The 24,085-nt window shown below is 45.5% G+C and carries 20 protein-coding genes and 2 pseudogenes; 9 read left to right on the forward strand and 13 right to left on the reverse strand.

What is annotated here, in order from left to right; all coding sequences use genetic code 11:
• Together JCM15124_RS00535 and JCM15124_RS00540 are read left to right on the forward strand one after the other, a co-directional pair.
• Positions 1-1,899 (forward strand): 2-oxoacid:acceptor oxidoreductase subunit alpha, encoded by a 1,899-nt coding sequence (locus JCM15124_RS00535; protein WP_024997860.1) that lies wholly within the window; start codon positions 1-3, stop codon positions 1,897-1,899.
• Between the two features lie 17 nt (positions 1,900-1,916).
• Positions 1,917-2,924: a 2-oxoacid:ferredoxin oxidoreductase subunit beta gene (locus JCM15124_RS00540; RefSeq protein ID WP_024997861.1), complete on the forward strand. Its 1,008-nt coding sequence runs from the start codon at positions 1,917-1,919 to the stop codon at positions 2,922-2,924.
• On the opposite strand, the gene JCM15124_RS15635 is transcribed toward JCM15124_RS00540, so the two are convergent.
• Positions 2,870-3,184, reverse strand: a complete 315-nt coding sequence (locus tag JCM15124_RS15635; protein WP_156930577.1) for a hypothetical protein — start codon at positions 3,182-3,184, stop codon at positions 2,870-2,872. The genes JCM15124_RS00540 and JCM15124_RS15635 overlap by 55 nt on opposite strands.
• A 280-nt stretch (positions 3,185-3,464) precedes the next feature.
• Here JCM15124_RS15635 and sucC point away from each other — a divergent pair, with 280 nt between their 5' ends.
• Together sucC and sucD are read left to right on the forward strand one after the other, a co-directional pair.
• Positions 3,465-4,598, forward strand: coding sequence for an ADP-forming succinate--CoA ligase subunit beta (sucC, locus tag JCM15124_RS00545; RefSeq protein WP_024997862.1), 1,134 nt, complete (start codon positions 3,465-3,467; stop codon positions 4,596-4,598).
• A gap of 29 nt (positions 4,599-4,627) precedes the next feature.
• Entirely contained in the window at positions 4,628-5,500 is an 873-nt protein-coding gene (gene sucD, locus JCM15124_RS00550) for a succinate--CoA ligase subunit alpha (RefSeq protein WP_024997863.1), read from the forward strand.
• A 271-nt stretch (positions 5,501-5,771) separates the two neighbouring features.
• On the opposite strand, the pseudogene JCM15124_RS17030 reads toward sucD, so the two are convergent.
• The 6 genes and pseudogenes from JCM15124_RS17030 to JCM15124_RS16275 all read right to left on the reverse strand — a co-directional run.
• Positions 5,772-5,915 (reverse strand): annotated as a pseudogene (locus tag JCM15124_RS17030) (IS982 family transposase); the annotation flags it as partial.
• 182 nt (positions 5,916-6,097) lie between these two features.
• Positions 6,098-6,997: a hypothetical protein gene (locus JCM15124_RS00555; RefSeq protein WP_024997864.1), complete on the reverse strand. Its 900-nt coding sequence runs from the start codon at positions 6,995-6,997 to the stop codon at positions 6,098-6,100.
• Positions 6,988-7,209 (reverse strand): AAA family ATPase, encoded by a 222-nt coding sequence (locus JCM15124_RS00560; protein ID WP_024997865.1) that lies wholly within the window; start codon positions 7,207-7,209, stop codon positions 6,988-6,990. The genes JCM15124_RS00555 and JCM15124_RS00560 overlap by 10 nt, the downstream gene beginning before the upstream one ends.
• Before the next feature lie 73 nt (positions 7,210-7,282).
• On the reverse strand, positions 7,283-8,626 hold the full coding sequence (locus tag JCM15124_RS00565; protein WP_024997866.1) for an adenylyltransferase/cytidyltransferase family protein: 1,344 nt from the start codon (positions 8,624-8,626) through the stop codon (positions 7,283-7,285).
• A gap of 6 nt (positions 8,627-8,632) precedes the next feature.
• A complete protein-coding gene (locus tag JCM15124_RS16270) occupies positions 8,633-9,061 on the reverse strand; it encodes a pyridoxal-phosphate-dependent aminotransferase family protein (protein ID WP_232220026.1) in 429 nt (142 codons plus the stop codon).
• Between the two features lie 10 nt (positions 9,062-9,071).
• Positions 9,072-9,710 carry an aminotransferase class V-fold PLP-dependent enzyme gene (locus JCM15124_RS16275; RefSeq protein WP_232220027.1) on the reverse strand — a complete coding sequence of 213 codons (639 nt, stop codon included), beginning with the start codon at positions 9,708-9,710 and terminating at the stop codon, positions 9,072-9,074.
• A gap of 93 nt (positions 9,711-9,803) precedes the next feature.
• On the opposite strand from JCM15124_RS16275, the gene JCM15124_RS00575 reads away from it, so the two are divergent.
• The gene (locus JCM15124_RS00575) at positions 9,804-10,853 is read left to right on the forward strand and encodes a CDP-glycerol glycerophosphotransferase family protein (protein ID WP_024997867.1); all 1,050 of its coding nucleotides are present in this window, start codon (positions 9,804-9,806) and stop codon (positions 10,851-10,853) included.
• Positions 10,854-11,237: 384 nt separating this feature from the next.
• Here JCM15124_RS00575 and JCM15124_RS00580 read toward each other — a convergent pair whose 3' ends face one another.
• From JCM15124_RS00580 to JCM15124_RS12655, 6 genes and pseudogenes are all read right to left on the reverse strand, one after another.
• Positions 11,238-12,101: a LicD family protein gene (locus tag JCM15124_RS00580; protein ID WP_036884770.1), complete on the reverse strand. Its 864-nt coding sequence runs from the start codon at positions 12,099-12,101 to the stop codon at positions 11,238-11,240.
• A gap of 23 nt (positions 12,102-12,124) precedes the next feature.
• Positions 12,125-13,072: a lysophospholipid acyltransferase family protein gene (locus tag JCM15124_RS00585; protein ID WP_024997869.1), complete on the reverse strand. Its 948-nt coding sequence runs from the start codon at positions 13,070-13,072 to the stop codon at positions 12,125-12,127.
• 83 nt (positions 13,073-13,155) lie between these two features.
• The gene (locus JCM15124_RS00590) at positions 13,156-15,129 is read right to left on the reverse strand and encodes an LTA synthase family protein (protein ID WP_024997870.1); all 1,974 of its coding nucleotides are present in this window, start codon (positions 15,127-15,129) and stop codon (positions 13,156-13,158) included.
• A gap of 4 nt (positions 15,130-15,133) precedes the next feature.
• Positions 15,134-16,993, reverse strand: coding sequence for an ABC transporter ATP-binding protein (locus JCM15124_RS00595; protein ID WP_024997871.1), 1,860 nt, complete (start codon positions 16,991-16,993; stop codon positions 15,134-15,136).
• A gap of 39 nt (positions 16,994-17,032) precedes the next feature.
• Positions 17,033-18,364: a tRNA (N6-isopentenyl adenosine(37)-C2)-methylthiotransferase MiaB gene (gene miaB, locus JCM15124_RS00600; RefSeq protein WP_024997872.1), complete on the reverse strand. Its 1,332-nt coding sequence runs from the start codon at positions 18,362-18,364 to the stop codon at positions 17,033-17,035.
• A gap of 301 nt (positions 18,365-18,665) precedes the next feature.
• Positions 18,666-20,212, reverse strand: a pseudogene (locus JCM15124_RS12655) (L-lactate permease).
• A gap of 69 nt (positions 20,213-20,281) precedes the next feature.
• On the opposite strand from JCM15124_RS12655, the gene JCM15124_RS15640 reads away from it, so the two are divergent.
• The 4 genes from JCM15124_RS15640 (at position 20,282) to argS (ending at position 23,979) form a co-directional block, all read left to right on the forward strand.
• Positions 20,282-20,470 (forward strand): hypothetical protein, encoded by a 189-nt coding sequence (locus tag JCM15124_RS15640; protein WP_198019102.1) that lies wholly within the window; start codon positions 20,282-20,284, stop codon positions 20,468-20,470.
• Between the two features lie 219 nt (positions 20,471-20,689).
• Complete coding sequence (locus JCM15124_RS00610; protein WP_024997873.1) at positions 20,690-21,079, forward strand: hypothetical protein; 390 nt, start codon at positions 20,690-20,692, stop codon at positions 21,077-21,079.
• 30 nt (positions 21,080-21,109) lie between these two features.
• On the forward strand, positions 21,110-21,817 hold the full coding sequence (locus JCM15124_RS00615) for an ABC transporter ATP-binding protein (RefSeq protein WP_024997874.1): 708 nt from the start codon (positions 21,110-21,112) through the stop codon (positions 21,815-21,817).
• 341 nt (positions 21,818-22,158) lie between these two features.
• A complete protein-coding gene (gene argS / locus JCM15124_RS00620; protein WP_024997875.1) occupies positions 22,159-23,979 on the forward strand; it encodes an arginine--tRNA ligase in 1,821 nt (606 codons plus the stop codon).
• The last annotated feature ends 106 nt before the right edge of the window (positions 23,980-24,085 follow it).

Consider the following 24,085-nt stretch of genomic DNA (forward strand, 5'->3'; position numbering starts at 1 on the left):
ATGGAGGAACAAATCGAAGTGAAAGAGTTGGAACACGTTGTAGTGTTGTTCTCCGGAGACTCGGGTGATGGTATGCAGCTGGCCGGTAACATTTTCTCAAATGTTTCTGCCACTGTGGGTAATGGCATCTCTACATTTCCGGACTATCCTGCCGACATTCGTGCCCCGCAAGGCTCACTCACGGGAGTTAGTGGATTTAGAGTTCACATCGGTGCCGGTAAGGTTTATACGCCGGGCGACAAATGCGATGTGTTGGTAGCAATGAATGCAGCTGCCCTTAAAACTCAGTACAAAAACTGTAAACCACAAGGAACGGTCATCATCGACACCGATTCTTTCAGTTCACGCGACTTGAAGAAAGCGGACTTTGCAACCGATGATTACTTGAAAGAAATGGGTATCGACCCGGACCGTGTGGTTGCTTGTCCTATCACAAAGATGGTAAAGGACTGCCTTGCTGACACAGGAATGGACAACAAGGCGATGCTAAAGTGCCGTAATATGTTCGCACTCGGCTTGGTTTGCTGGTTGTTCAACCGCGACCTTGAGTTGGTTAATAACTTCTTGACGGATAAATTTAAGAAGAAACCGGCCATTGCCGAAGCTAACATCAAAGTTGTTGCTGCCGGCTACAACTACGGACACAACGTTCACGCATCGGTTCCCAACACCTATCGCATTGAAACTAAGGAGAAGGTGGCAGGCCGTTACATGGACATTACAGGTAACAAGGCTACTGCTTACGGCTTAATGGCTGCTGCTGAAAAGGCCGGTTTGACCCTCTTCTTGGGTTCTTACCCTATTACACCTGCAACAGACATTCTTCACGAATTGGCAAAACACAAGTCGATGGGCGTTGTAACTGTGCAATGTGAAGACGAAATCTCAGGTGCAGCATCTGCAATCGGTGCATCGTTTGCCGGTGCATTGGCTGCCACTTCTACATCAGGTCCCGGTATCTGCTTGAAGAGTGAGGCTTTGAACCTTGCTGTTATCGACGAGTTGCCACTCGTTATTATCGACGTTCAGCGCGGTGGACCATCTACCGGTCTTCCTACAAAGAGCGAGCAGACTGACCTCTTGCAAGTGCTCTACGGTCGTAACGGCGAAAGCCCTATGCCTGTAATAGCCGCTACAAGTCCGACGGACTGCTTCGATGCAGCCTTTGCAGCTTGTAAGATGGCACTCGAATACATGACTCCTGTTGTATTGCTCACTGACGCTTTCATTGCAAACGGTTCTTCAGCTTGGAAGTTACCACAGTTTGAAGACCTTCCGGAAATCCGTCCTCACTATGCTACGGAAGCACAACGTTATAAATATACTCCTTACAAACGCGACGAATATAGCAACGTTCGCTATTGGGCTATTCCGGGAATGGAAGGCTACGAGCATATCCTTGGTGGTCTTGAGAAGGACGGAAAGACAGGTGCTATCTCGACTGACGCAGAAAACCATCACCTTATGGACAACTTGCGTTTCGACAAAGTTGCACGCATACCTGTTCCGGACTTGGAAGTACAAGGCGATAAGGACGATGCAGACTTGCTCATCGTAGGTTTCGGCAGTACATACGGCCACTTGTATTCAGCAATGCAGGAACTTCGTGCAAAGGGACACAAGATTGCACTCGCGCAGTTTAAGTATGTAAACCCATTGCCAAAGAACACCGCCGAAGTATTGTCTCGTTACAAAAAGGTGGTTGTAGCAGAGCAGAACCTCGGTCAGCTCGCAGCATTGCTTCGTATCCGCATTAACAACTTCGCTCCATATCAGTATAACCAAGTGAAGGGTCAGCCATTTGTTGTTCAAGAACTTGTACAAGGTTTCGAACGCTTACTGACACTTCCTGCACCAAAGGACGAAGGTGGTACGTTCTATTCAAGAATCTTACAATAATTAAGGAGGAAAACAAGATGACTCAGTATACAGACAAAGATTATAAGAAAGGTCAGCCAAGATGGTGCCCCGGTTGTGGCGACCATTTCTTCTTGGCGAGTTTACATAAAGCAATGGCAGAGTTAGGAGTTCCTCCATACGAAACTGCCGTTATCTCAGGTATCGGTTGTTCAAGCCGTTTGCCTTATTATGTCAGCACTTATGCCATGCAGACCATTCACGGTCGTGCAGCTGCGATTGCAACAGGTTTAAAGGTTGCAAATCCAAAACTTACGGTTTGGCAGGTTTCAGGCGACGGCGACGGATTGGCTATCGGTGGTAACCACTTCATTCATGCAATGAGAAGAAACATCGATATTAACATTATCCTTCTCAACAATCGCATATATGGTTTAACAAAAGGACAGTACTCTCCAACCAGCCCTCGTGGTTTCGTTTCTAAGTCAAGTCCTTACGGCACGGTGGAAGACCCATTCCGTCCGGCTGAACTCTGCTTCGGTGCACGCGGCAAGTTCTTCGCTCGTACAGTTGCTACCGATGCACCTGAAACCATTGCTGTATTGAAAGCTGCCAAGCAGCACAAAGGTGCAGCAGTCTGCGAAATTCTTCAGAACTGTGTAATCTTCAACGAAGGTTGCCACGATGCAGTTTACAACAAGGAAGGACGTAAGGCCAATGCTATCTATCTGGAGCACGGCAAACCGTTAATCTTCGGTGTAGACAACGAATTTGGCTTGGTACAAGAAGGCTTTGGCTTGAAGGTTGTGAAGATAGGTGAAGACGGTTACACCATCGACGATATTCTCGTTCATGATGCACACTGCGAAGACGATACCTTGCAGTTGAAGTTAGCAATGATGGATACAAAGGACGGCTTCCCTGTAGCATTGGGAATTATCCGCGATGTTGAAGCTCCTACCTACGATGAAGCAGTTTGGGAGCAGATAGAAGAGGTGAAGACGAAGAAGCCTTACCACAACTTTTCAGAGTTGCTCGAAACGAACGACATCTGGGAAGTTAAGTAAATTATCTTTGACAGAATTATATCAAACCCCAATCGGTCATTAGAGTCCTTGACTGATTTTGTTCGATTGTTGAGCAGATGTGCCGGCATTTCATCGAAGGCGTAGCGGGCTACGGCGAGATGGAATGGCTGCGCATCTGCCGGCAAGCGGACGAAAGCAGTAAGGAAGCACGACGGTAATGACAAATATAAGCAAAGGCGTCCTAATGACCTATTGGGGTTAAAATATCCGGAGAGGGTGTTCCCTGACACCAAGGGCATACCCTCTTTTGGGTTTCAGTCTAAGATTATGCGCCCATAAACATTATAAAAGTGGAACGTATAACATAATTTAGGCTTTTACAATTTTCATAACTGAAAGTAATTTCGTAAATTTGTTGCGTAAAAGGCATTACGCCTTGCACGATAAAAAACTAAGTACGCCTTATGCCGCATAAGCAATTCTTCCAATATAATTGCTGTCAAGCAAGGTGTTTCACTTTCAGAACATTCGGAAAAGACAATTAAAATAACAATATAGTATTAACTAATTACATTTACTATGAAAGTTCATGAATACCAGGCAAAAGAGTTTTTTGCAAGTTATGGGATTCCAGTACAACGCGGTATCGTTTGCCGCACACCGGAAGAAGCCGTAAAGGCATACGAAGAACTGGGTGTAGAACTGGCTGTTGTTAAAGCACAGGTACACACAGGTGGTCGTGGTAAGGCCGGTGGTGTGAAGTTGGGCAAGACTGCTGAAGAAGTTCGCACACATGCAAGTAATATCCTCGGCATGGATATTAAAGGTTTCATCGTAGACCGCGTACTTGTTTGTGCAGCACTCGACATCAAGTCAGAGTTCTACGTTAGTATCCTTCCCGACCGCAAGTCAAAGTCAGCTATCTTCATGGTTAGCCGCGAAGGTGGTATGGACATCGAGGCAGTGGCTAAGGAAACACCGGAAAAGATTGCCAAAATCGCAATCGACCCATTAGTTGGTTTGAACGACTACAAGGCTCGCGAGATTGCTTTCAAGCTCTTCGACGATAAGAAGTACGTTAATCAGGCTGTGCCTTTGTTCAAGAATTTGTATCGTCTCTTCGTAGAGAAAGATGCTTCTTTGACAGAAATCAACCCACTCGTTATTACCGGACAAGACGAACTCTCTGCAGTAGACGCAAAGATGACATTCGATAATAACGCACTCTTCCGTCACCCTGACGTGTTCGAACTCTTCGAACCAACAGAAGACGAAAAGAAAGAACAAGAAGCTAAGGAAAAAGGTTTCAGCTACGTAAACCTCGGTGGCGAAATTGGCTGCATGGTAAACGGTGCCGGTCTTGCTATGGCTACCATGGATATGATTAAGCTCTATGGTGGCAATCCTGCAAACTTCCTCGACATTGGTGGCAGCTCTAACCCAACAAAGATTGTAGAAGCAATGAAGCTCCTCCTTTCAGACAAACACGTAAAGGTAGTTCTCATCAATATCTTTGGTGGTATCACACGTTGCGACGACGTTGCCAAAGGACTTATCGAAGCCTTCAAATTCATTGAAACCGATATGCCTATCGTTATCCGCCTTACGGGTACCAACGAGGCTGAAGGACGCGAATTGCTCAAGGGTACCAAGTTCCACGTTGCTACAACAATGAGCGAAGCTGGCCACATGGCAGTAGACCTCTGCAAGTAATTTATTTCGTTTTTAAACATTGAGAAAAAATGAGTATTTTAATTAACAAAGATACACGCCTTATCGTTCAAGGCATTACAGGTCGCGACGGTAGTTTCCACGCTACCAAGATGAAAGAATACGGTACTAACGTTGTAGGTGGCACATCACCCGGCAAGGCCGGTCAAGAAGTAGCAGGCATTCCTGTGTTCAATACAGTTCGCGACGCAGTTGAAGCAACCAATGCCAATACATCAGTAATCTTCGTTCCTGCTGCTTTTGCAAAGGACGCTATGCTCGAAGCTGCTGATGCAGGCATCAAATTGATTATTTGTATTACCGAAGGCGTTCCCACACTCGACGTGGTTGAGGCTTACCGCTATATCCAGATTAAGGGCGCACAGCTTATCGGACCTAACTGTCCGGGCTTGATTTCTCCGGGAGAAAGCATGGTGGGTATTATGCCGACAAACATTTTCAAGAAGGGACATACAGGTGTCATCAGCCGTTCAGGAACTTTGACCTACCAAGTTGTTGCTGCACTAACTGCAGAAGGTATGGGACAATCTTCAGCTATCGGCGTAGGTGGCGACCCTATCGTAGGTCTCTACTTCCAAGAGTTGCTCGAAATGTTCCAGAACGACCCCGAAACCGACAGCATTGCAATCATCGGCGAAATCGGTGGCGATGCCGAAGAGCGTGCAGCTGAGTACATCAAGCAGTACGTAACAAAGCCCGTTGTAGCTTTCATCTCCGGTCGCGAAGCACCAAAGGGCAAGCAAATGGGTCATGCAGGTGCTATTATCTCAAGCGGTTCCGGTACTGCTGCAGAAAAGGTAGCTGCTTTCGAAGCTGCCGGTATTCCGGTTGCTCGTGAAACACACGAAATTCCAACACTCTTAAAGCAGAAGTTGGGCAAGTAATCGCCGGCGATTAGACTTCGATTCAATCATTTATATCCAAGAGGATATGCCAAGTTCCATTTGGCATATCCTCTTCTTATTTTCAATTATCTCCGTCCCCCAATAACACCCTCCTAAACAGCTGCCAAAGTCGTAACGGAGTTACGGCAATCATCGCAACGGAGTTACGACAATCATCGCAACGGAGTTACGGCAATCGTCGCAATGGAGTTACGGCAAATGCCGCTGCGTAGTACCGATAAATATAGCTGTTCTATCACAGATATTAAAATATGTGTCGGAAGATATAGCCCCGATAGAAGGACTTGAGGTCGCGGAAGCGGTGGGTATGGAACAGTACCGGAATGGTCATGATTTCACTGTCCGACCTGCGCGAAGCACGGTTACGGTGCCGTTTGCCAGGTACTTCAAGCGTTTTTCTTTAGGTTTTGCAATGTGCTGACAGCAAGCTTGTTAGACAACACATACGCTTCTGAAAAATATTTATGCCTTTATTATCTTCTTTTCGCCTGTATAATAAGCCATGTGGATATATCTGCACTGCCTCGATTGTGCACTTTGGGGCTTGTAAAAAAAGGAAGTGCTTTCCTTATATCATTAATTTATTTGAGTGTATTTTTTAATGTTTTCAATGACTTCTTTTACAGTTTGTTCTTTTCCATTGATATGTGCATAATTTGACCCATTGATGATATGTAGCCATGCATTATCTATAATTTGTATGCAGTCTCCGTGATAAATGTCATTATAGCTTTTTAGGTCTTGCGTTTTTTTGATGCGATATGTTTTAGAATGTAAAAAATCAACAGTTTTGGGGTCATATTCTTTAAACATTTTGAGATAATTCCCTCCTCCCGCATCTAAGAAGAAACCTTTTTGAAAGATAGGAAGAAAGTCTGGTTTCTTTTGAACTGCGTATTCATAGTTGTATATACTGAACCCAGGCCATAGATACCAGCCACCGTCTCTTAGACGTTCCACACCAATAAAGTTTTTTTCACCAATAGTCTCAGATAGGTTGTAGTTCTGAAAGGGTAATAGATCGTGATCGAGAAAAGTAAAGAAATTAGGCTTTATCGCATTGATAATATGATAAAAGACCCAATTGAGAGCTGCTCCATGCGACATTCCGTCCCAGAAAATTCTGTGAAATGCAAGCCTATGAATGTATCTTGGCAGTGCTATGTAATCAACACCTTCTTCTTGACATACATTTTTGATAAGCCCTCTTTTTTGTTTTTTCGCCGAATTGTCGGCGATAATGTGTTTAAATCCTTTATCGGTTATATGTTGCTTTATTAGTTGTATTTGTTTCTGAATTAGCTTTTCTTCATTGAAAGCTATCGTAACGATACACATATGTTGATGCTCAAACCTTTTATCATTATTATATTTAAAAGTTGTTTTTGATAATAAGACTAGCACTTTACGGTAAAGATTGAAAACTTTACTGTAGTATGGCATCACTAATTGGAGGATTTTCTTCTTTATAAGCATTTGATTTTTATTCTGCAAATATGTGTAAATCTATACAGTTGAGGGTGCAAGTGGCAGGCATTCATGTTTTCAGCCTTTACTGGAGAATAGAAGTTATCATAATCTGGCGTATTTTTAGCAAGGTCGTACACATATCCTGTCTTGTCAATGTACTTCCATTTCTCTTCAATAATGTTGGCAAAAGTTTGTATGCCAATAGGATAACGCAACATATACTTTATCTTTTGTTCTGCAAATATAGGCAAAAATCTTTGTACTTACAAATGTTTTACAACCCAAAGAGCATTATATCAGCACTGTGTCCTTACGCTCGTAGAAGTCGGAAGTGATGTTGGTAATGGCTTCCGACACGTCCTTGCTGACGTAAGAAAGGTTGCGTTGGCTCTGAATAGACTTGATGAAAGTAAGCAATTCGTAACGAATGCCTTCACCATCGAGCTGGTAGAAGTAGCGTTTGTTGTCACTTGAATTCTCCCGGCGCACCTCGAAATAGTCGGTTTTCCACCACGGTGCAGGCACGTAGATGTAGCCTTCTGTGCCCGAAATAACAAGTTCGCCCTCCGATTTTATGCCTTGTCCGACCTTCAACGATGCCACTGCGTGAGGGTAAATGAACGATATTTTGGTGAAAGTATCGAAGTTTGGCGCATCGTCGATAAGGTGTGTGCAGATGGTTTTATCGGTATAATCGGTTCCTAACAGCTGGAAGATGGGCAGAAGCGACGTCGGTGCCCATGCGCAAAAGCTATTCCATGTGTATGGTAGTTCGTCTTTATCTTCGGTGTTGTAGTGCGAAAGGCTTGTGCAGGTGGCATCAATGGAATATATTTTGCCAATTTTTCCACTCTTTGCAAGCAGACACAAGCGGTCGTATGCCATGGAATAAGCCGTTTTTATAGAGTCCATCAAGATGAGGCTCTGCTCTTCTGCAATACTGTTGAGTTCTTTCCACTCTTCGTTGTTGAGCGAAATGGGCGACTCACATAGCACATGCTTCCCCGATAGCAATGCTCCTTTTATGTGTGCATAATGCTTTTCCGGGTGCGAAACGATGTAAACGGCATCTGAAACTTCGAGCAGTTCGGTGTAAGTACGGGTAAACAGTGGCACTACATCGCGCAGATTACCCAGTTTTCGGTCGTTTTCGGTGTAGACACCGCTGATGTTTATGCCGTTTACGAACTTGCTTTCGTGTACGAATTTGTTGATAATGGGCGATTCGCCAACAAGTCCGATGCGTATTTCGCGTAAGTCTGAGCGCAGTTCGGTGCTGGAAATGCCTTTTGTTCTTTCGAGATAAACCACCTCGCAGTATTCGGAAAGATAGTCGAACTTGCCCCGCCAGTCTGAACCTACGGTGAAAATATCGACGTTCATACGTTTTATGTCGTCTATTTTCTGCCCTTCGTACTCCTCTATGACTATTTCGTCTGCCAAGCCGGTGGACTTTACGTTTTCTATTCGCTCCACAAGCGATTGCTGAACGTTTATCTTTCCGCGTTCACGGTCGAAGGTATCGGCTGTTACGCCCACTATCAGATAGTCGCCCAAAGCCTTTGCTCGTTTCAACAAACGCACGTGTCCTTCGTGCAATAGGTCGTAAGTTCCGTAGGTAATAACCTTTTTCATCGTTGTTTAAAGTTTGCCAATTCTATGTAATTCATCTAAGGCTGCTACAAGTGTAGAGTTGTCTGCGGGTGTCAGTGCACCGATGTGCCCTACTCGGAACACTGTGTCGCGCATGTCGCCACCGTTCGGACAAACCCAAATACCATATTCGTCTTTCAGTGTTTCAAATATGCTGAATGCCGAATTGTTCAACGGGTGTAGCGATGTTACGGCGTTCGAAGGCGATTGCGTAATAAGTTCCAAGGGCAGATGGGCTATTTTCCTGCGGAAGTCCATGGCTAAATTGCGCGTCCGCTCTATCTCGGCTGCTACGCCGCCATTGCGTTCTATCTCTTTCAAACGACAATGAATTTGCAGCAATATGCCCACGGCAGGGGTGTAAGGTGTTTGTCCGCGTTCGCCATTACGCAATGCGTCTTTCAGGTTTAAGTACATACAACGGACGTCATTGCGTTCGATGCGCTCGATTGCTCGTGGCGAAAGCACGATTATGGAAATACCCGGAGCAGGCTAAGGCTTTCTGCGAGCCTGTAATCATAACGTCGGCACCAAGTTGTTTCATATCGAACTCGTCGGCAAGGAAGGAGCTAATGGCATCGACAAGTAGGAAAAGGTTGTTGCGACGGCAGAATTTGCTGATTAAATCAATATCGTAATGCACTCCCGTAGAGGTTTCATGGACATTCACAAGGAAAGCTGTGTAACCCTGATTGTCGTATTGCTCGAGCATTTCGGCAGTGATTTGCTGACCTGTTTCCATCTTGATGACAGTGTGCGGAATAGCATACAGTTCGCACAAATCTACAAAACGTTGTCCGAAACTACCACCATTTACCACCAAAACTTTGTCGTCGGCAGTTAAAAGGTTCATTACCGAAGCCTCCATAGAAGCGGTGCCCGAACCTGTTATGAATACCACGCGAGCATTGTCGTCTGCTTTTGCAAACTCTTTCATAAGTTGTTCGTTCTCTTTCATCGTAGCGGAGAACTCAGAGGTGCGGAAATACGGCACTTGCTCTGCACCTATTTCTCTTACTGCGTCAGCCGACATTACGGGTCCTACTGTGAAATTAAGCATATTCATAACTACCTTATATTATTATATTCGTGCAAAGTTACAGCTTTTTTTTCGCTTTGTCGTTGAATTAAACTATCTTTGCACAAAAATATAACAACAATGCGCATTTTACTATTTTGCGAGAACAAATATGCCGTAGATATTCTGCAGCCTATTCAAACTGAAGCCGACAGAGAGGGCGGCAACGAAGTGTTGTGGTATGTACACCGAGAAAAGATACCCGAATTTCCATTAAAGGACAGTGTGAGGTGGACAAACAGCATGCAGGAGAGTTTCGATTTCAGTCCTGAAGCCATCTACGTGCCCGGCAATATTGTGCCTTACTACTTGCCGGGGGTGAAAATTCAGATATTCCACGGCTATGCTGCGGAGAAGAAAGACCATTGGGTGATACGCCGTTACTTCGATATTTATTGTACGCAAGGGGCTTACTTTACAAACCATTTCTCGGCATTGGCAAAGAAATATGGCGACTTCTCGGTGGTGGAAACCGGCTGGACGCGCCAAGACTACATATTTGCACATCGCCACGACTTCGACGACGAGCGTGCAGAACTGCTGCAACAGCACGCTTGCGAACGCATTGTTACTTATGCACCGACGTTTTCGCCCAAGCTGACATCGATACCTTTTATTCTCGATGACTTACGAAAACTTGCCGATACACGCAACGTTCTGATTATCATAAAACTGCACCCGCTTACGAAAACCGAATGGGTGGCAGCATGCCGGGCACTTGCCGACAGCCATAAAAATATAATAATGGTGGGCGAATTCGCTCTTACAAAGTACCTGCTGATGTCCGATGTGGTGGTGAGCGACACCTCGTCTGCCATCTACGAAGCACTGCTGATGGACAAACCCGTTATCACGCTCAACGCCATATCGAAAGATTTGTATTGGAAAAACATTACCGACGCTTCGCAACTGTGCGAGGCTTACGACGACGTACTTACAAACAAGGAGATTGCCGCCCTACGCAAATGGGTGATAAACAACTACGACCCTTACCTCGACGGGCAGTGTGCGCACCGCATGCTAAACGCTGCACGCGACTTTATACAGCGCAACGGTGTGCCACGGCAGCGCAAACTGAACCTTTGGCGTAAGTACACAAGCATTAAAACCTTTGGAAAAATAAAACGATAGATACTGCAATATTACAAGAGAATGGAGTAGAAAAAGGGTGCAAAATGTGTAAACATTTTTCACAAGCGCAACTATCGCTCAACTATCTTATTACCAATGCATTACAAAACCTATTGTTTTGCGTTCCAAAACCGTAGGTTTTGCACGGTAAAAGCGTAGGTTTTGCATCGCAAAACAGCCGCTTTCGCAACGTCAAAGCGCAATTATCACTTTTTAAGAGAATTATCTTTACAAAGTAAGCGTAATAGACTGCCATTGCTGCATCGGAAAACTTGCTTTAAAAAACAATGCGGGACTGTCCTTGAAAGGGCAATCCCACATTCTCTTTTATAATATTAAAGTTGTATCGAATTGTAATAACGATGAAACAAAGAAAGCATAGACTTACGCTTTCTTCATCGAAACAGAACCTTTATAGTCTTTGTAGGGCGACTTCATATCCATGTAGCGGAAGTTCTGTGGCGGTATTTCTTTGGGTATTTCCATATAGTTGCCATAACAATAAGAAAGGTAGGCGTCGGGCTTGGCTACGCCCATGAGTTCCACTCCTTCGAAGTTGATGGGTGTAGGCGTACCGTAGACTTCCTTGGGAAGTATGCCTCGTTCGGGTCGGTTGTCGTGGTCAGCTGCCAGTTTGCTATCTAAATATGAGTATTCCGACTGTATTTTGGTGAGCGTCCGATGTATTTTCTGTGGCGAAAGTATCTTTTGCAGGGTTTTATAGAACAGGCAGCCAATGCCTTTTCCGTGCTTGTAAGGGTCGCGCTGCGAGTAATAGAGGAACTTGTTCACGAAGTCGTAACGTAGATAATGGAACTTACGGGCGAGTTTATTCTCGGTCATTCCGTCGATAGGGAATACATCTACGGGAATGCCGCCTAAGAATTTGAAGCTGCGACGCAGTATGTAGGTGGTGCGTTTGTCTTGTATGCGTGCGAATTGGTAAGGGTAATGGCTTGCTTTCGTGTAGTCTACAAGTTCGTATTCTTCAGGCAGCCATTCGTTGGCGTGCGCTAACAACACCTCGTAGTCGTGGCGCGGCAGGGCTACATCGGCATCGTCGTCCCATGGAACAAAGCCGTGGTGGCGCACGGCTCCAAGCATTGTACCCGCAATCATAAAGTATTGCAGGTTGTGTTCGCGGCAAACCTTATCGATAGCTTTCAGTATGCCTAAGATAATGTGTTGCATTTCCTTTGTTTCTTCAGGACTTATGCGGTTCTCGTCTTTCGGTTGTGGTGTGTTCATTGTTGTTTTAAAACGATGTTGAATTAATCTGTTTGTTTCTTTCTCAATACTTTTCCGTCTACTTCTTCCCATTTCCGGTTAAACTCTTCTCGAGTTCGCTTCCAGCGGTTGTGGCTCCATAGGTAGTAGGCGGGAGCGTTTTTTATGTTTTCTTCAAGCATACGAAAGTAGATGTCGGTTATCTCGTATTCGGCTGCTTCGGTAGGAGTCTCGGTCATAAGCTGCATTTCGCACTCATAGTAGCCACGTTTGGGGCGTCGCATATAGCCGTAGAAGCAGATTTGATTGGTGTGTCGAACAATGCGTTCGGCACCTGTAAGCACGGGCGTATCGTGGTGAAGGAAGTCTACCCAGTGGTGTATGTTCCACCAAAGCGGTGCTTGGTCGGCAATGTATCCTACTACGAGCGACTTGCTGTTACGCTTGAAACCGATGATTTTGCGTAGCGATTCCTGCATGGGAATACAGAGAGCGTTTTGCCGTTCGCGCACGTTTTTGAACAAACGGTCTAAGGGTTCGTTCTCTAATGGGTGGTAAAGTTCGCAGCATTGCACGTGTTCGGGAATCCAATAAGGCAGCGAGGTAATCCATTCCCAATTGCAATAATGCCCTAAATATACGGCACACGAACCGCCGTTGTTCAGTATTTCGTTGAATTTTTCCATGCCCGTGAACTTCATTCGCTTGCGTAAGGCGTCAGGCGACATCGTCATTAGTTTGATGGTTTCTACAAGATAGTCGCAAAACCAATGGTAGAAGCCGCGCTCGATGGTATGCAATTCGGTTTCTGTCTTATCGGGAAAACTTTCTTTTAGGTTCTTCCAAATCACCTTATGGCGATATTTCACCACCTTTGCAACAAAGAAATAAAGACAGTCGGACAGTAAAAAAAGAAGACGGAATGGCAACAGCGATAGGGCGAACCAAAAGCTGTATGCCATTCCATAAAGTATTTTGTTTTTGATATTCATTCCTTTTTGTTCGTTAATGCTTCATACTATGGACACGTTTCAACAAAAGCTTGTGCTGCACAATATACAAGTATGGTTGGTGTTTATTTAAGTTTGTTGTTCACCATGCGGTACATGTACTGATAGATGACAGCCTTTAACTCGCGTTCCATCTTTGCTTGTTCGGGCACTTTGCCTACGAGATTGTGCTGCATAAGCAGGTCTTTCAGACTGTACATGCCTGTTACTCGGTTGCCGTCGAACTGCATTGTGTAGCCGTTCTTCGTGTATTGATACACTCCGTTTATATAGTTGAGTGCGTAAGTCTGTTGCGGTGGTGTGTTGAGAAGGTCGCACCCGAATGAGAGATAAGGCTTGTTGTAGCCCAAGATACCGAAGACGGTCGGCATAATGTCTGTTTGTTGTGCTATGCCGGCACGCTTTCCGGGCTTTATTTCTCCCGATGGGTCGTAGAGAATGAAGGGTGCGCTGAACTCTCCAATATCGGTTTTGTATTGTTGGTGGTTGCTTTGGTTCGTGTGGTCGCTTACCAATATAAAGATGGTATTCTTGAACCAAGGTTGCTTTCGGGCACTTTCGAAGAAACGACCGATAGCCATATCGGTGTAACGAATGCACTTGTGGATAGGCAGCTGCCCTTCCTTGAAATGTTCTTTGTATTTGTCCGGAACGATAAAAGGGTGATGACTTGAAACCGTAAACAAAGCCGTCATGAACGGTTGCTTCATTTCGCCCATCTTCGCGCAATAGTATTGCAGGAAAGGTTCGTCCCAAATGCCCCAGTTTCCATCGAAGTCGGAATCGCCGCCGAAGCGTTTATCCTGAGCATAATCCTGTCTGCCATAGTATTTTTGAAAGCCTATCTTATTGGCAAAAGCAAGAAATCCCATTGAACCGCGGTTGGCTCCGTGGAAGAAAGCCGTTTGGTAGCCCCACCTTGAAAGATGTCCGGGAATGCCAGTGTAGTCGTTCATAGACGCAGGTGTAAGTATGAAAGGTTCTATGAACATCGGAATGCCACACAAAGCAGACGGCATTCCGTCGATGCTCTTGTGTCCATTGGCATACGAATACTCAAAGACGGTGCTTTGCTCGATAAGTTTATCTATGTTTGGCGTATAACCTTTATAGCGTCCGCCTTCGAGTTGCGTGTTGTAAGCACCGATATATTCACGCCCGAAACTTTCAACAATCAGTATAACAACATTCTTTTTGTTGGCTTTTACTTTTGCATTTGGCGTGTGAATAGGATTGAAATACTTTGCAGACGCATCGAGAGAAGCGAACGTTGAAGGAACTTTAAAAATGCTTTTGCCAATGGTTCGCATCAGTGCAAAAGGCGTATTCAACACCAAAGCGCATTCAATGGGGCGTTTCACATATTCGTTGGCATTGCTAATCGTAATGGGGCGCACGCCGCTTTGCAATCCGCCACGTGCTCCGCCCACGCAAAAAACAGCAGCAAGAGCCAACAATAGGAAATTAATTCCTGCAAACTGCCACTTCTTTTGAGGCGTATTGAAGTCGGAAGCATGGCTCTGTGGCATTCTGTAAAGTCGATACATGCCCCATACTACGACGATGAAAAGCAACACAAAATACCAATGGTTCACAACTTCTGTGGTGAAAATGCCTCCCAAGTTGTTCTCGTTGTCGAACTCTCGGAATACGCTCGTTGTGGTTCGGCGCAGCGTAAAGGGGAAATAAACGGCATCGCAAAGGTTTAAGAACAACCCAATGCCATTCACGACAACGAACAACCAACGACAAAAACGATGATAACCGTTTGTTTCTTTCAGCCAAATCGGAAACAGCATCAGCAAGATATAGAGGGCATTGCTATACACAATGGCTGTGGTATCGAACATTAAGCCACCCCGGAACATTCTCGTCAAATGTCCAAAGTCTGACCCTTCTTTGAAGAAAGAATAGTTTTCAAGCAGATAAACCACCCGGGCAATGAAGTAAACCAAGTATGCCAACACAACATTTGCAACCAAAGAAAACATTGGTTGCAAAGTTTTTAATGCTATATCTTTCTTATTTGACGCTGCCATTGAATTATATTTCTTGCATATCGTGTAGCTTCTTGTAATATCCGTTGAGCTGCATTAACTCGTCGTGTGTACCTCTTTCCACGATTTCCCCTTCGTGCATAACGCATATTTCGTCGGAATTCTTAATGGTTGAAAGGCGGTGTGCCACAGCTATTGTTGTGCGTGTCTTCATTAATTTGTAGAGCGCATCTTGCACCAAACGTTCACTTTCGGTGTCGAGAGCCGACGTTGCCTCATCAAGAATAAGGATAGGAGGGTTCTTTAAGATAGCGCGTGCAATGCTGACACGTTGCCTTTGCCCTCCGGAAAGTCTGCTGCCACGGTCGCCAATGTTTGTTTCGTAACCTTTTTCTGTCTGCGAAATAAAGTCGTGGGCGTTTGCAATCTTCGCAGCTTCAACGATTCCGTTATCGTCTGAAGTTACTCCGAAGGTGATATTGTTTTTAAATGTATCGTTAAAAAGAATAGCTTCTTGGTTCACATTGCCGATAAGATGACGCAAATCGTGCAGCCCAAGTTCTTTTATATTGATGCCGTCAATCAGTATTTCACCTTCTTGCACATCATAATAGCGAGGGATAAGGTCAAGCAATGTAGACTTTCCGCTACCGCTTTGCCCCACAAGAGCTATCGTTTTGCCTTTCGGAATAATCAAATTAATGTTACGCAAAACCCACTTTGGCTCTGTTGTGCCATCTTCTTTTGTAATCGTATCGTATGCAAAACTGACGTTACGGAACTCTATTTGGTGGTTGAAAGCCTCGATATGCTTGGGTTGTTCCACTTCTTTAATGGTGTTTTCTGCCATCAATATCTTGTCAATTCGCTCCATCGAAGCCAATCCTTTTGCGATGTTATAGCCCGCTTTTGATATTTCTTTCAGCGGATTGAGAATGCTATACAGAATAACAAGATAATAAATAAAGGTTGGACCGCTTATGACAGGCGACTCTCCCAATACCAGCGTACCGCCAAACCACAGCACAACGATAATCATTATCGTGCCAAGAAATTCGCTCATAGGGTGCGCCATCTGCTGTCGAATGTTCACACGCATAATGTCGTTGCGGTACATAGAGTTTATTTTATGAAACCTTTGGTTCATTATGCCCTCCGCACAGAACGCCTTAATGATGCGCAAGCCGCCCAAAGTCTCTTCCACCTGACTCATTGTATCGCTCCAAAGAGCTTGTGCCGTAATGCTGCTCTGCTTTAATTTCCTGCCCACAATGCCCATAAACGAAGCAAAGAGCGGAACAAAAAGCAAGGTGAAAAGCGTCAATTGCCACGAAATAACCATCAAAGTAATGAAGTAAATCAATACAAGGATTGGATTTTTAAACAGCAAATCGAGCGAAGACATTACGGAAGTGTCTACTTCCTGCACATCGCCGCTCATTCTTGCAATAATGTCTCCCTTTCGTTCTTCGCTGAAAAAGCCAAGAGAAAGCGATGTTATCTTTTGGTAAAGCTGATTGCGAATATCGCGAACGACACCCGTTCTGACCGGAATAATGGAAGCCGACGACAGGAAATAGGCACCTGTTTTCAGGAATGTCATAAAGCCCATTATCAAACCGATGATAAGCAATGTTGTCGTTGGGCCCTTATCTGCGATGAACATCTGCGTGTAATAGTCGGCATTGTTTGCCAAAACATCTTTAAAAGAGCCGTCGCTCCATGCCATTACTTGCGTTGCTTTCACGCCCGTGTCTACTTTGAACAGTATTTGGAGCAACGGAATGAGTGCTGCAAACGAGAAGATGTTAAGCAAAGCAGAGAGGATATTGAAGGTAACCGACCCGATAAGATATTTCTTATAAGGTGGAACAAACCTGCGCAATATTTGGAGAAATTCTTTCATAACTTACAAAGTTATACGTTTCTGTTAAGACTTGCAACTTTATTCCACTACTTCTCCGATGAGCGTGGCAGAGCTTGAGCCTGTTATGCGCACTCGCACGGTGTCGCCTATATGGTGGTTGCCGCGTGGAATGATGACGGCTTTGTTTTGCTCGGTGCGTCCCATAAGTTGCTCGCGGCTACGTTTGCTGAAGCGTTCTATCAGCACATCGAACTCCTTTCCTTCGTCTTTCTTGTTCTGAATAGCCGAAATCTCGGTCTGAAGTTTTATGAGTTCATTCAGACGGCGTACCTTTTCTTCTTCCGAAATGTTGTCGGGCAAATGCTTTGCTGCGTAAGTTCCGGGACGTTCTGAATATTTAAACATGAAGGCGGAGTCGAACCGGCATTCACGAACCAACGAAAGTGTAAGCTCTTGGTCTTCCAACGTCTCGTTGTGGTAGCCCACAAAGATGTCGGTTGTGAGTCCGCAGTTCGGAATAATCCGGCGAATGGCTGCCACTTTCTCCAAGTAGTCTTCGCGAGTGTACTTGCGGTTCATGTTCTTCAGCACGGTGTTGCTGCCGCTTTGTGCAGGGAAGTGGATATGGTTGCAAAGGTTTGGCTCGTCGGCTACTGCATGCAGAATATCCTCCGTCATATCTTCGGGGTTGGAAGTAGAGAAGCGCACACGCATGTCGGGCACGCTTTGTGCCACTTTGCGCAACAGTTCGGCAAACGATGTTCCGTTTTCCGGACGTTTTCCGTTGGGCAACAGTCCGTAGGAATTTACGTTCTGACCTAACAGCGTAACCTCCTTGAAGCCTCTGTCGTGCAAGTCTTTCACCTCGCGCAATATGCTTTCCACGTCGCGCGAACGTTCTCTGCCTCGTGTAAACGGCACGATGCAGTAGTGGCAGAAGTTGTTGCAGCCGCGCATAATACTTACAAAGCCCGACACCCGGTTACCGCCGATGCGCTGTGGCACTATGTCGCGGTAGGTTTCGGTGGTAGAAAGGTCTACGTCCATTGCGCTGTACCCGTTTTCGCAACGTGCTATCATTTCGGGCAAGTTGAGATACGAGTCGGGACCGCATACGAGATTGGCATAATGATTGTCGATTAAGTCTTTGCGTACACGTTCTGCCATGCAGCCCAATACACCGAGAATAACCTTTCTACCCTTTCTTTTTTCGGCGTAAAGGGTTTCCAAACGGTTGTAAATCTTGGTTTCTGCATTTTCTCGTATCGAACAAGTATTAAGGAAAATAGCGTCAGCCTCGTCCTCATTCTCGCACACATCGTATCCTGCCATCTTCATAACGGAAGCAACAACTTCCGAGTCTGCCACGTTCATTTGGCAGCCGTATGTCTCTATATAGAGTTTTTTCATTAACTTTTCCTTGTTTTTGTCAGCGTGCAAAGGTACGTATTTGTTGGCAGAATAGCAAGTATTTACACATTACTTATTATAGTATAAACCTTAAAAACATCCTGCAAAGTAGATGCTCGGAAAAATATAACATCATATTCTCGCAAATATGACGTCATTTTATGTCAAATATGACATCATATTTTGGGAAATATGACGTCATATCCGAAAAAGACTGATGTCAGTTTCTTTGCCGTGTTGTTGAGTCGGCGTGTATAATGCGTTTCCCTTTGTACAAAATTCTGTGTCGTTGCGGTGCGCATCAAACAGCCAGAAGCACCATCAATCCTCCTACTGCGATGTAGAGAAGAGCGTACGGAAGGGCTGCCTTCAAAATCTCGCCGTCGCGTCCCTGCATATCGCAGGCAGCTGTTGCAATGGCTATGCTCTGCGGCGAAATCATCTTGCCACCCGTTGCTCCCGTGGTGTTTGCTGCCACAAGCCAGTCCGAATTGCCGTAATTCAGCTGGTGGGCAACGTTGGCTTGCAGTTTGGCAAACAAGATGTTGGACGATGTATCGCTACCTGTTACAAACGTTCCGATAGCCCCGATGAGCGGAGCAAATACAGGATAGAGCTGCCCCGTAACCGCTGCGAGGCTGAAGCAATGACTACTATCATGCCCGCGTAGTTCATTACCGATGCCAAAGAAACCAAACTGATAATGGTAATAACGGTTTTGCGCAGGTTTACCGTAGTACGAGCCAAGATAACCAAAAGCCGGCGAGGCGTTAAACCTTGTATCAGTCCGCCGATTACGGTTCCCAAGAGCAGCATTAGTCCTGCATTGCTAATCCAACCGAAGTTGAAAGTTGTGCCGTCAGCGTAGATTGGCAACGCCACACGCGATACAAGGTGCGACTTCAGGAAGCTGTTGATGTCGGGAAACAGTGGACCCGACAGCAAAATAAACAGCAATATGAAGAGGTAAACGCTCCACGCACGGAAGGTTTCGCCCGCCGTGTAGTGCTTCACGTTGCTGTTATCCTTCTTCGGTGCAAAGAGTTTGCTGTAAAGCAACAAGGCGACGATGGCTGCCACACTGCCGATAATGGCAGGTGTTTCGGCTCCAAGGAACATCGCAACAACATATTGCGTAGCAAACGAAATGCTACCTACCCACAAAGAAATAAGCAAATTGCGAACGATGGCACTGCGGCTGCGGTTGGTAAGCGTGAGAATGATGAAAGGCAAGATTACGAACAACGGCGAAAGCTGAACCACACAGTAAGTGGAAACCTCGCATATGAGTTCGGGCGAAGCCACGCCTCCTGCCGCCACCTCGTTGCAAAGTGTAATCACAGGCACACCCACAGCACCAAATCCCGTAGGCACAGTGTTGGCTATCAGTGCCACAAGAGCTGAGAACACAGGCTTGTAGCCCAACGAAATAAGGATAGCTGCCGGAATGGCAACGGCTGTTCCGAAACCTGCCATACCTTCGAGCAGTCCGCCAAAGCCCCACACCAACATAAGCACCGTTATGCCCTTGTCGTCGGAAAAAGACGTAAACTGGTTCTTTATTACTTCAATTTCCTTACTCTCCACCAGCACATTGTAACTGAAAATCGCCATCAAGATGATGATGAGAATAGGGAACACGGCTTTCAGCACGCCTTCCACGACAGCCCACCCCACACCTACAAGCGTGAAGTCTTTCGGCACAAAGCCCATAGCGGGCGCAACGAAAAGTGCCAGCGCAATGGTAACAAGCAACGTAAGGAATGCACTCTTGTGTCCTGCCATCTTCAAACCTAACATCAGAACGAAGAGCAAAACAATCGGGATAATCGCAACAATCGCACTCATAATCTATATTCTAAAAGTCTGTTTTATGTGTTGATAATTATTCAACCCCAATCTGTCATTAGGACGCATTTGCTTATATTTGTTATACCGTCATGCTTCCTTACCGGTTTCGTCCGCTTGCCGGCATCTGCGCAGCCGTTACATCTCGCCGTAGCCCGCTACGCCTTCGATGAAATGCCGGCACAGCTGTTCGACAATCGAACAAAACCGGTCAAGGACGCTAATGTCCGATTGGGGTTAAAATTGCTACAAAGATAGCTTTTTTACACACAAATTGCATAGAATTAATGTTAAAATATAGATAAAACAATTGTTTTTTCAGTTTCAACCGCCACTGTTGTTTCTGTGTAAGTGCATTTGAATTGGCTTTTCAGTGAGCCAAAAATATGTTATAGAAACAAAACCACGAGGAACTACTTTCGGTTTTTAAAACTTTTATTACCTTTGTCGTAAGTTTATGCTTTTACAGATAGAGTTATGATACGACAGGATTATTTCATTCGATTGATAGAAGAATTTGCAGCTGCGCTTGCCGATATGATGAAGAAAAAAGAAGACGAGCGCGACGACAACTTAAAGGATTTGTATCGCCAATATGTTGGCGACTACACCCTTTTGCGCAATATGAGCATAGAAGAACTGCTCGAATACGCAGCAAACGAATGGGACGACAGCGAAAGAACAGACCGACTGGAAATGCTTGCCGAACTATTATATGCCGAAGGTAGCTATAAAACCAATCCTTTGCGCAATATGTTGCTCGAAAAAGCCTATTTGCTGTTCTCTTACGTGGACGAAAGACAAAGCGTTTATTCGATTGAAAGAAAGGTGAAAATAAAGAAGTTGCACAGCATTCTCAAGGAATAGGTAAGCCAATCGTAAAACCATCTCGACGCAATGAAGATAACATTGGAACAGCTATCGGTAGGCTACAAGGGCTTTCCGCCCGTAGTTACCGACATCGACGTAGAAATAAAAAGTGGCGAGCTTACCTGTCTGATAGGTTCGAACGGCATCGGCAAGTCTACCTTGCTGAAGACTTTGACGGGCTTTCTGTCCAAACTCGGCGGACGGCTGTTGCTCGATGGGCGCGACATCGACTTGCTTTCGCAACACGAACGGGCAAAATACATCAGCATTGTGCTTACCTACAAAACCGATGTGCAGAACCTTAGCGTAACCGAAATGGTGGGAATGGGGCGTATGCCCTACACCGGATTTTGGGGAAAGCTCAACGCCGACGACCGGAAAATTGTGGCTGAAGCCATCAATATGGTGGGTATCGACCATCTGAAAGAGAGAATGGTGCAGACATTGTCCGACGGCGAGCGACAGAAAGTAATGATTGCAAGAGCGTTGGCACAGCAAACGCCCATCATCTTGTTAGACGAACCCACGTCGTTCTTGGACTTTCCGTCGAAGGTAGAGATGTTGCAACTGCTCCATCGCTTGGCAAAAGAAACCGACAAGGTGGTGTTTCTTTCCACACACGACTTGGAATTGGCTCTCCGCATTGCCGATTTGTTGGTAGAATTAGACAAGAACGGGCTGCACGTAGTGCCTGCCGAGAAAGTGAAAAACGAAATAAGCAGGCTGTTGGAATAGCCTTGCAGAAACGCCGACAGCGCATTATCGCTGTACGATGAAGGTTGGATTATTCGTTCGGATACCAACCTTTTTTCGGTTATTTGCGTACACAGCCGAATTTTCAACACATAGAGAAATATTTATTTACGTGTAAAGAAATTATTACTTACGTGTAGAAAAATATTTATTTACGTGTAAATAATTTGCCGTACTTTTCGTTTCGTGAGCCAAAATCGGCAGATACATCTTGCAATCGTATAGGATTTTTTAGAATGCGCCCTATTATATACAAGGTGTTGGTTGCCAAAAGTTGCAAAGTTTTTAGTACCTTTGCACCCAAATATAAATAAACAAACGATATGAAGATAGAAGACCAGATAACCGCTGCGGCATTGGCAGCAGTAAAAGAACTGTACGGTGCAGAGATTTCTGCACAGATGATACAGTTGCAAAAGACAAAGGCAAACTTTGAAGGCAACCTTACGCTGGTAACGTTTCCGTTGCTGAAGACTTCTCGAAAAAGCCCCGAAGCAACGGCACAGGAGATAGGCGAATATTTGAAAGCAAACTGCAAGGCTGTTGCCGACTTCAATGTTGTAAAGGGTTTCCTTAACCTTGTCATTGCTCCCGCAGCGTGGATAGGACTTCTTAACGATATTAATGCCGACGAGAAGTTTGGCGAACAGCAGGTAACGGCTGACAGTCCGCTCGCCATGGTGGAATATTCGTCGCCCAATACCAACAAACCGCTCCACTTAGGACACGTGCGCAACAACCTGTTAGGGTGGTCGCTATCGAAGATAATGGAGGCTAACGGCTACAAAGTAGTGAAGACCAACATCGTGAACGACCGTGGTATTCACATCTGTAAGTCGATGCTTGCATGGCAGAAGTGGGGCAACGGTATCACACCGGAACAAGCAGGAAAGAAGGGCGACCACCTTATCGGCGATTTCTACGTAGCGTTTGACAAACATTATCGTGAGGAACTCGCTGCGCTGACGGCTCAATTCAAGAGCGAAGGCTTGGACGACGAGGCTGCAAAGGCAAAAGCCGAACAAGCGTCGCCGCTGATGAAGGAGGCACGTGCTATGCTCGTGAATTGGGAAGCTAACGACCCCGAAGTGCGTGCGCTATGGGAGAAGATGAACAACTGGGTGTATGCAGGCTTCGACGAAACTTATAAGGCACTCGGAGTAGGCTTCGACAAGATATATTATGAAAGTGAAACCTACTTGGAAGGGAAGAAAAAGGTGGAAGAAGGCTTGGCTAAAGGCTTGTTCGTTCGTAAGGACGACAACTCTGTATGGGCTGACCTGACCAACGAGGGCTTAGACCAAAAGCTGCTTTTGAGAAGCGACGGCACGTCGGTGTATATGACACAGGACATCGGTACTGCTGAAATGCGTTTCAAGGACTATCCTATCGACAAGATGATTTACGTCGTAGGCAACGAGCAGAATTACCATTTCCAAGTGCTTTCCATTCTTTTAGACCGCCTTGGCTTTAAGTGGGGCAAGGATTTGGTGCACTTCTCTTACGGTATGGTGGAACTTCCAAACGGCAAGATGAAGAGCCGCGAGGGCACAGTGGTAGACGCCGACGAGCTTGTAGCTTCGATGATACAGAACGCTCGTGCACTTAGCGAAGACAAGGTGAACAAGTTGGACGACATTACCGAAGCGGAAAAGAACGAAATTGCACGCATCGTAGGCATGGGCGCATTGAAGTATTTCATTCTGAAAGTAGACGCTCGAAAGAATATGCTCTTCAATCCGGAAGAGTCAATCGACTTTAACGGCAATACGGGTCCGTTTATTCAATATACCTACGCTCGTATTCGCAGCATTCTGCGCAAGGCAGCTGCACAAGGCATCGCTATTCCAAAGGCACTTGCCGACGATGCTCCGCTCAACGAAAAGGAGATTGCGCTCGTTCAGAAGATGAACGATTTTGGCGCAGCCGTGGTACAGGCAGGCGTCGATTACAGTCCGAGCGGCATTGCGAACTACTGCTACGAACTTACAAAAGAGTTCAACCAGTTCTACCACGACTACAGCATTCTGAACGCAGACACCGAAGACGAAAAGACAACACGCCTTGTCTTGGCGCAGAATGTAGCTAAAATAATCAAGAACGGTATGGAGCTTTTGGGTATCGAAGTGCCGGAACGTATGTAGCATTCATTCTCAATCCCTTTCTGTTAGGGAAAGAAACTTGAGTTTGTTCGTTCGTAACAAAACGCAGGGACGTGATTTATTGCGTTCCTGCAAATACGACTAAGCA

This window comes from Prevotella falsenii DSM 22864 = JCM 15124, from assembly GCF_000613945.1.
Classification (GTDB): Bacteria; Bacteroidota; Bacteroidia; order Bacteroidales; family Bacteroidaceae; genus Prevotella; species Prevotella falsenii.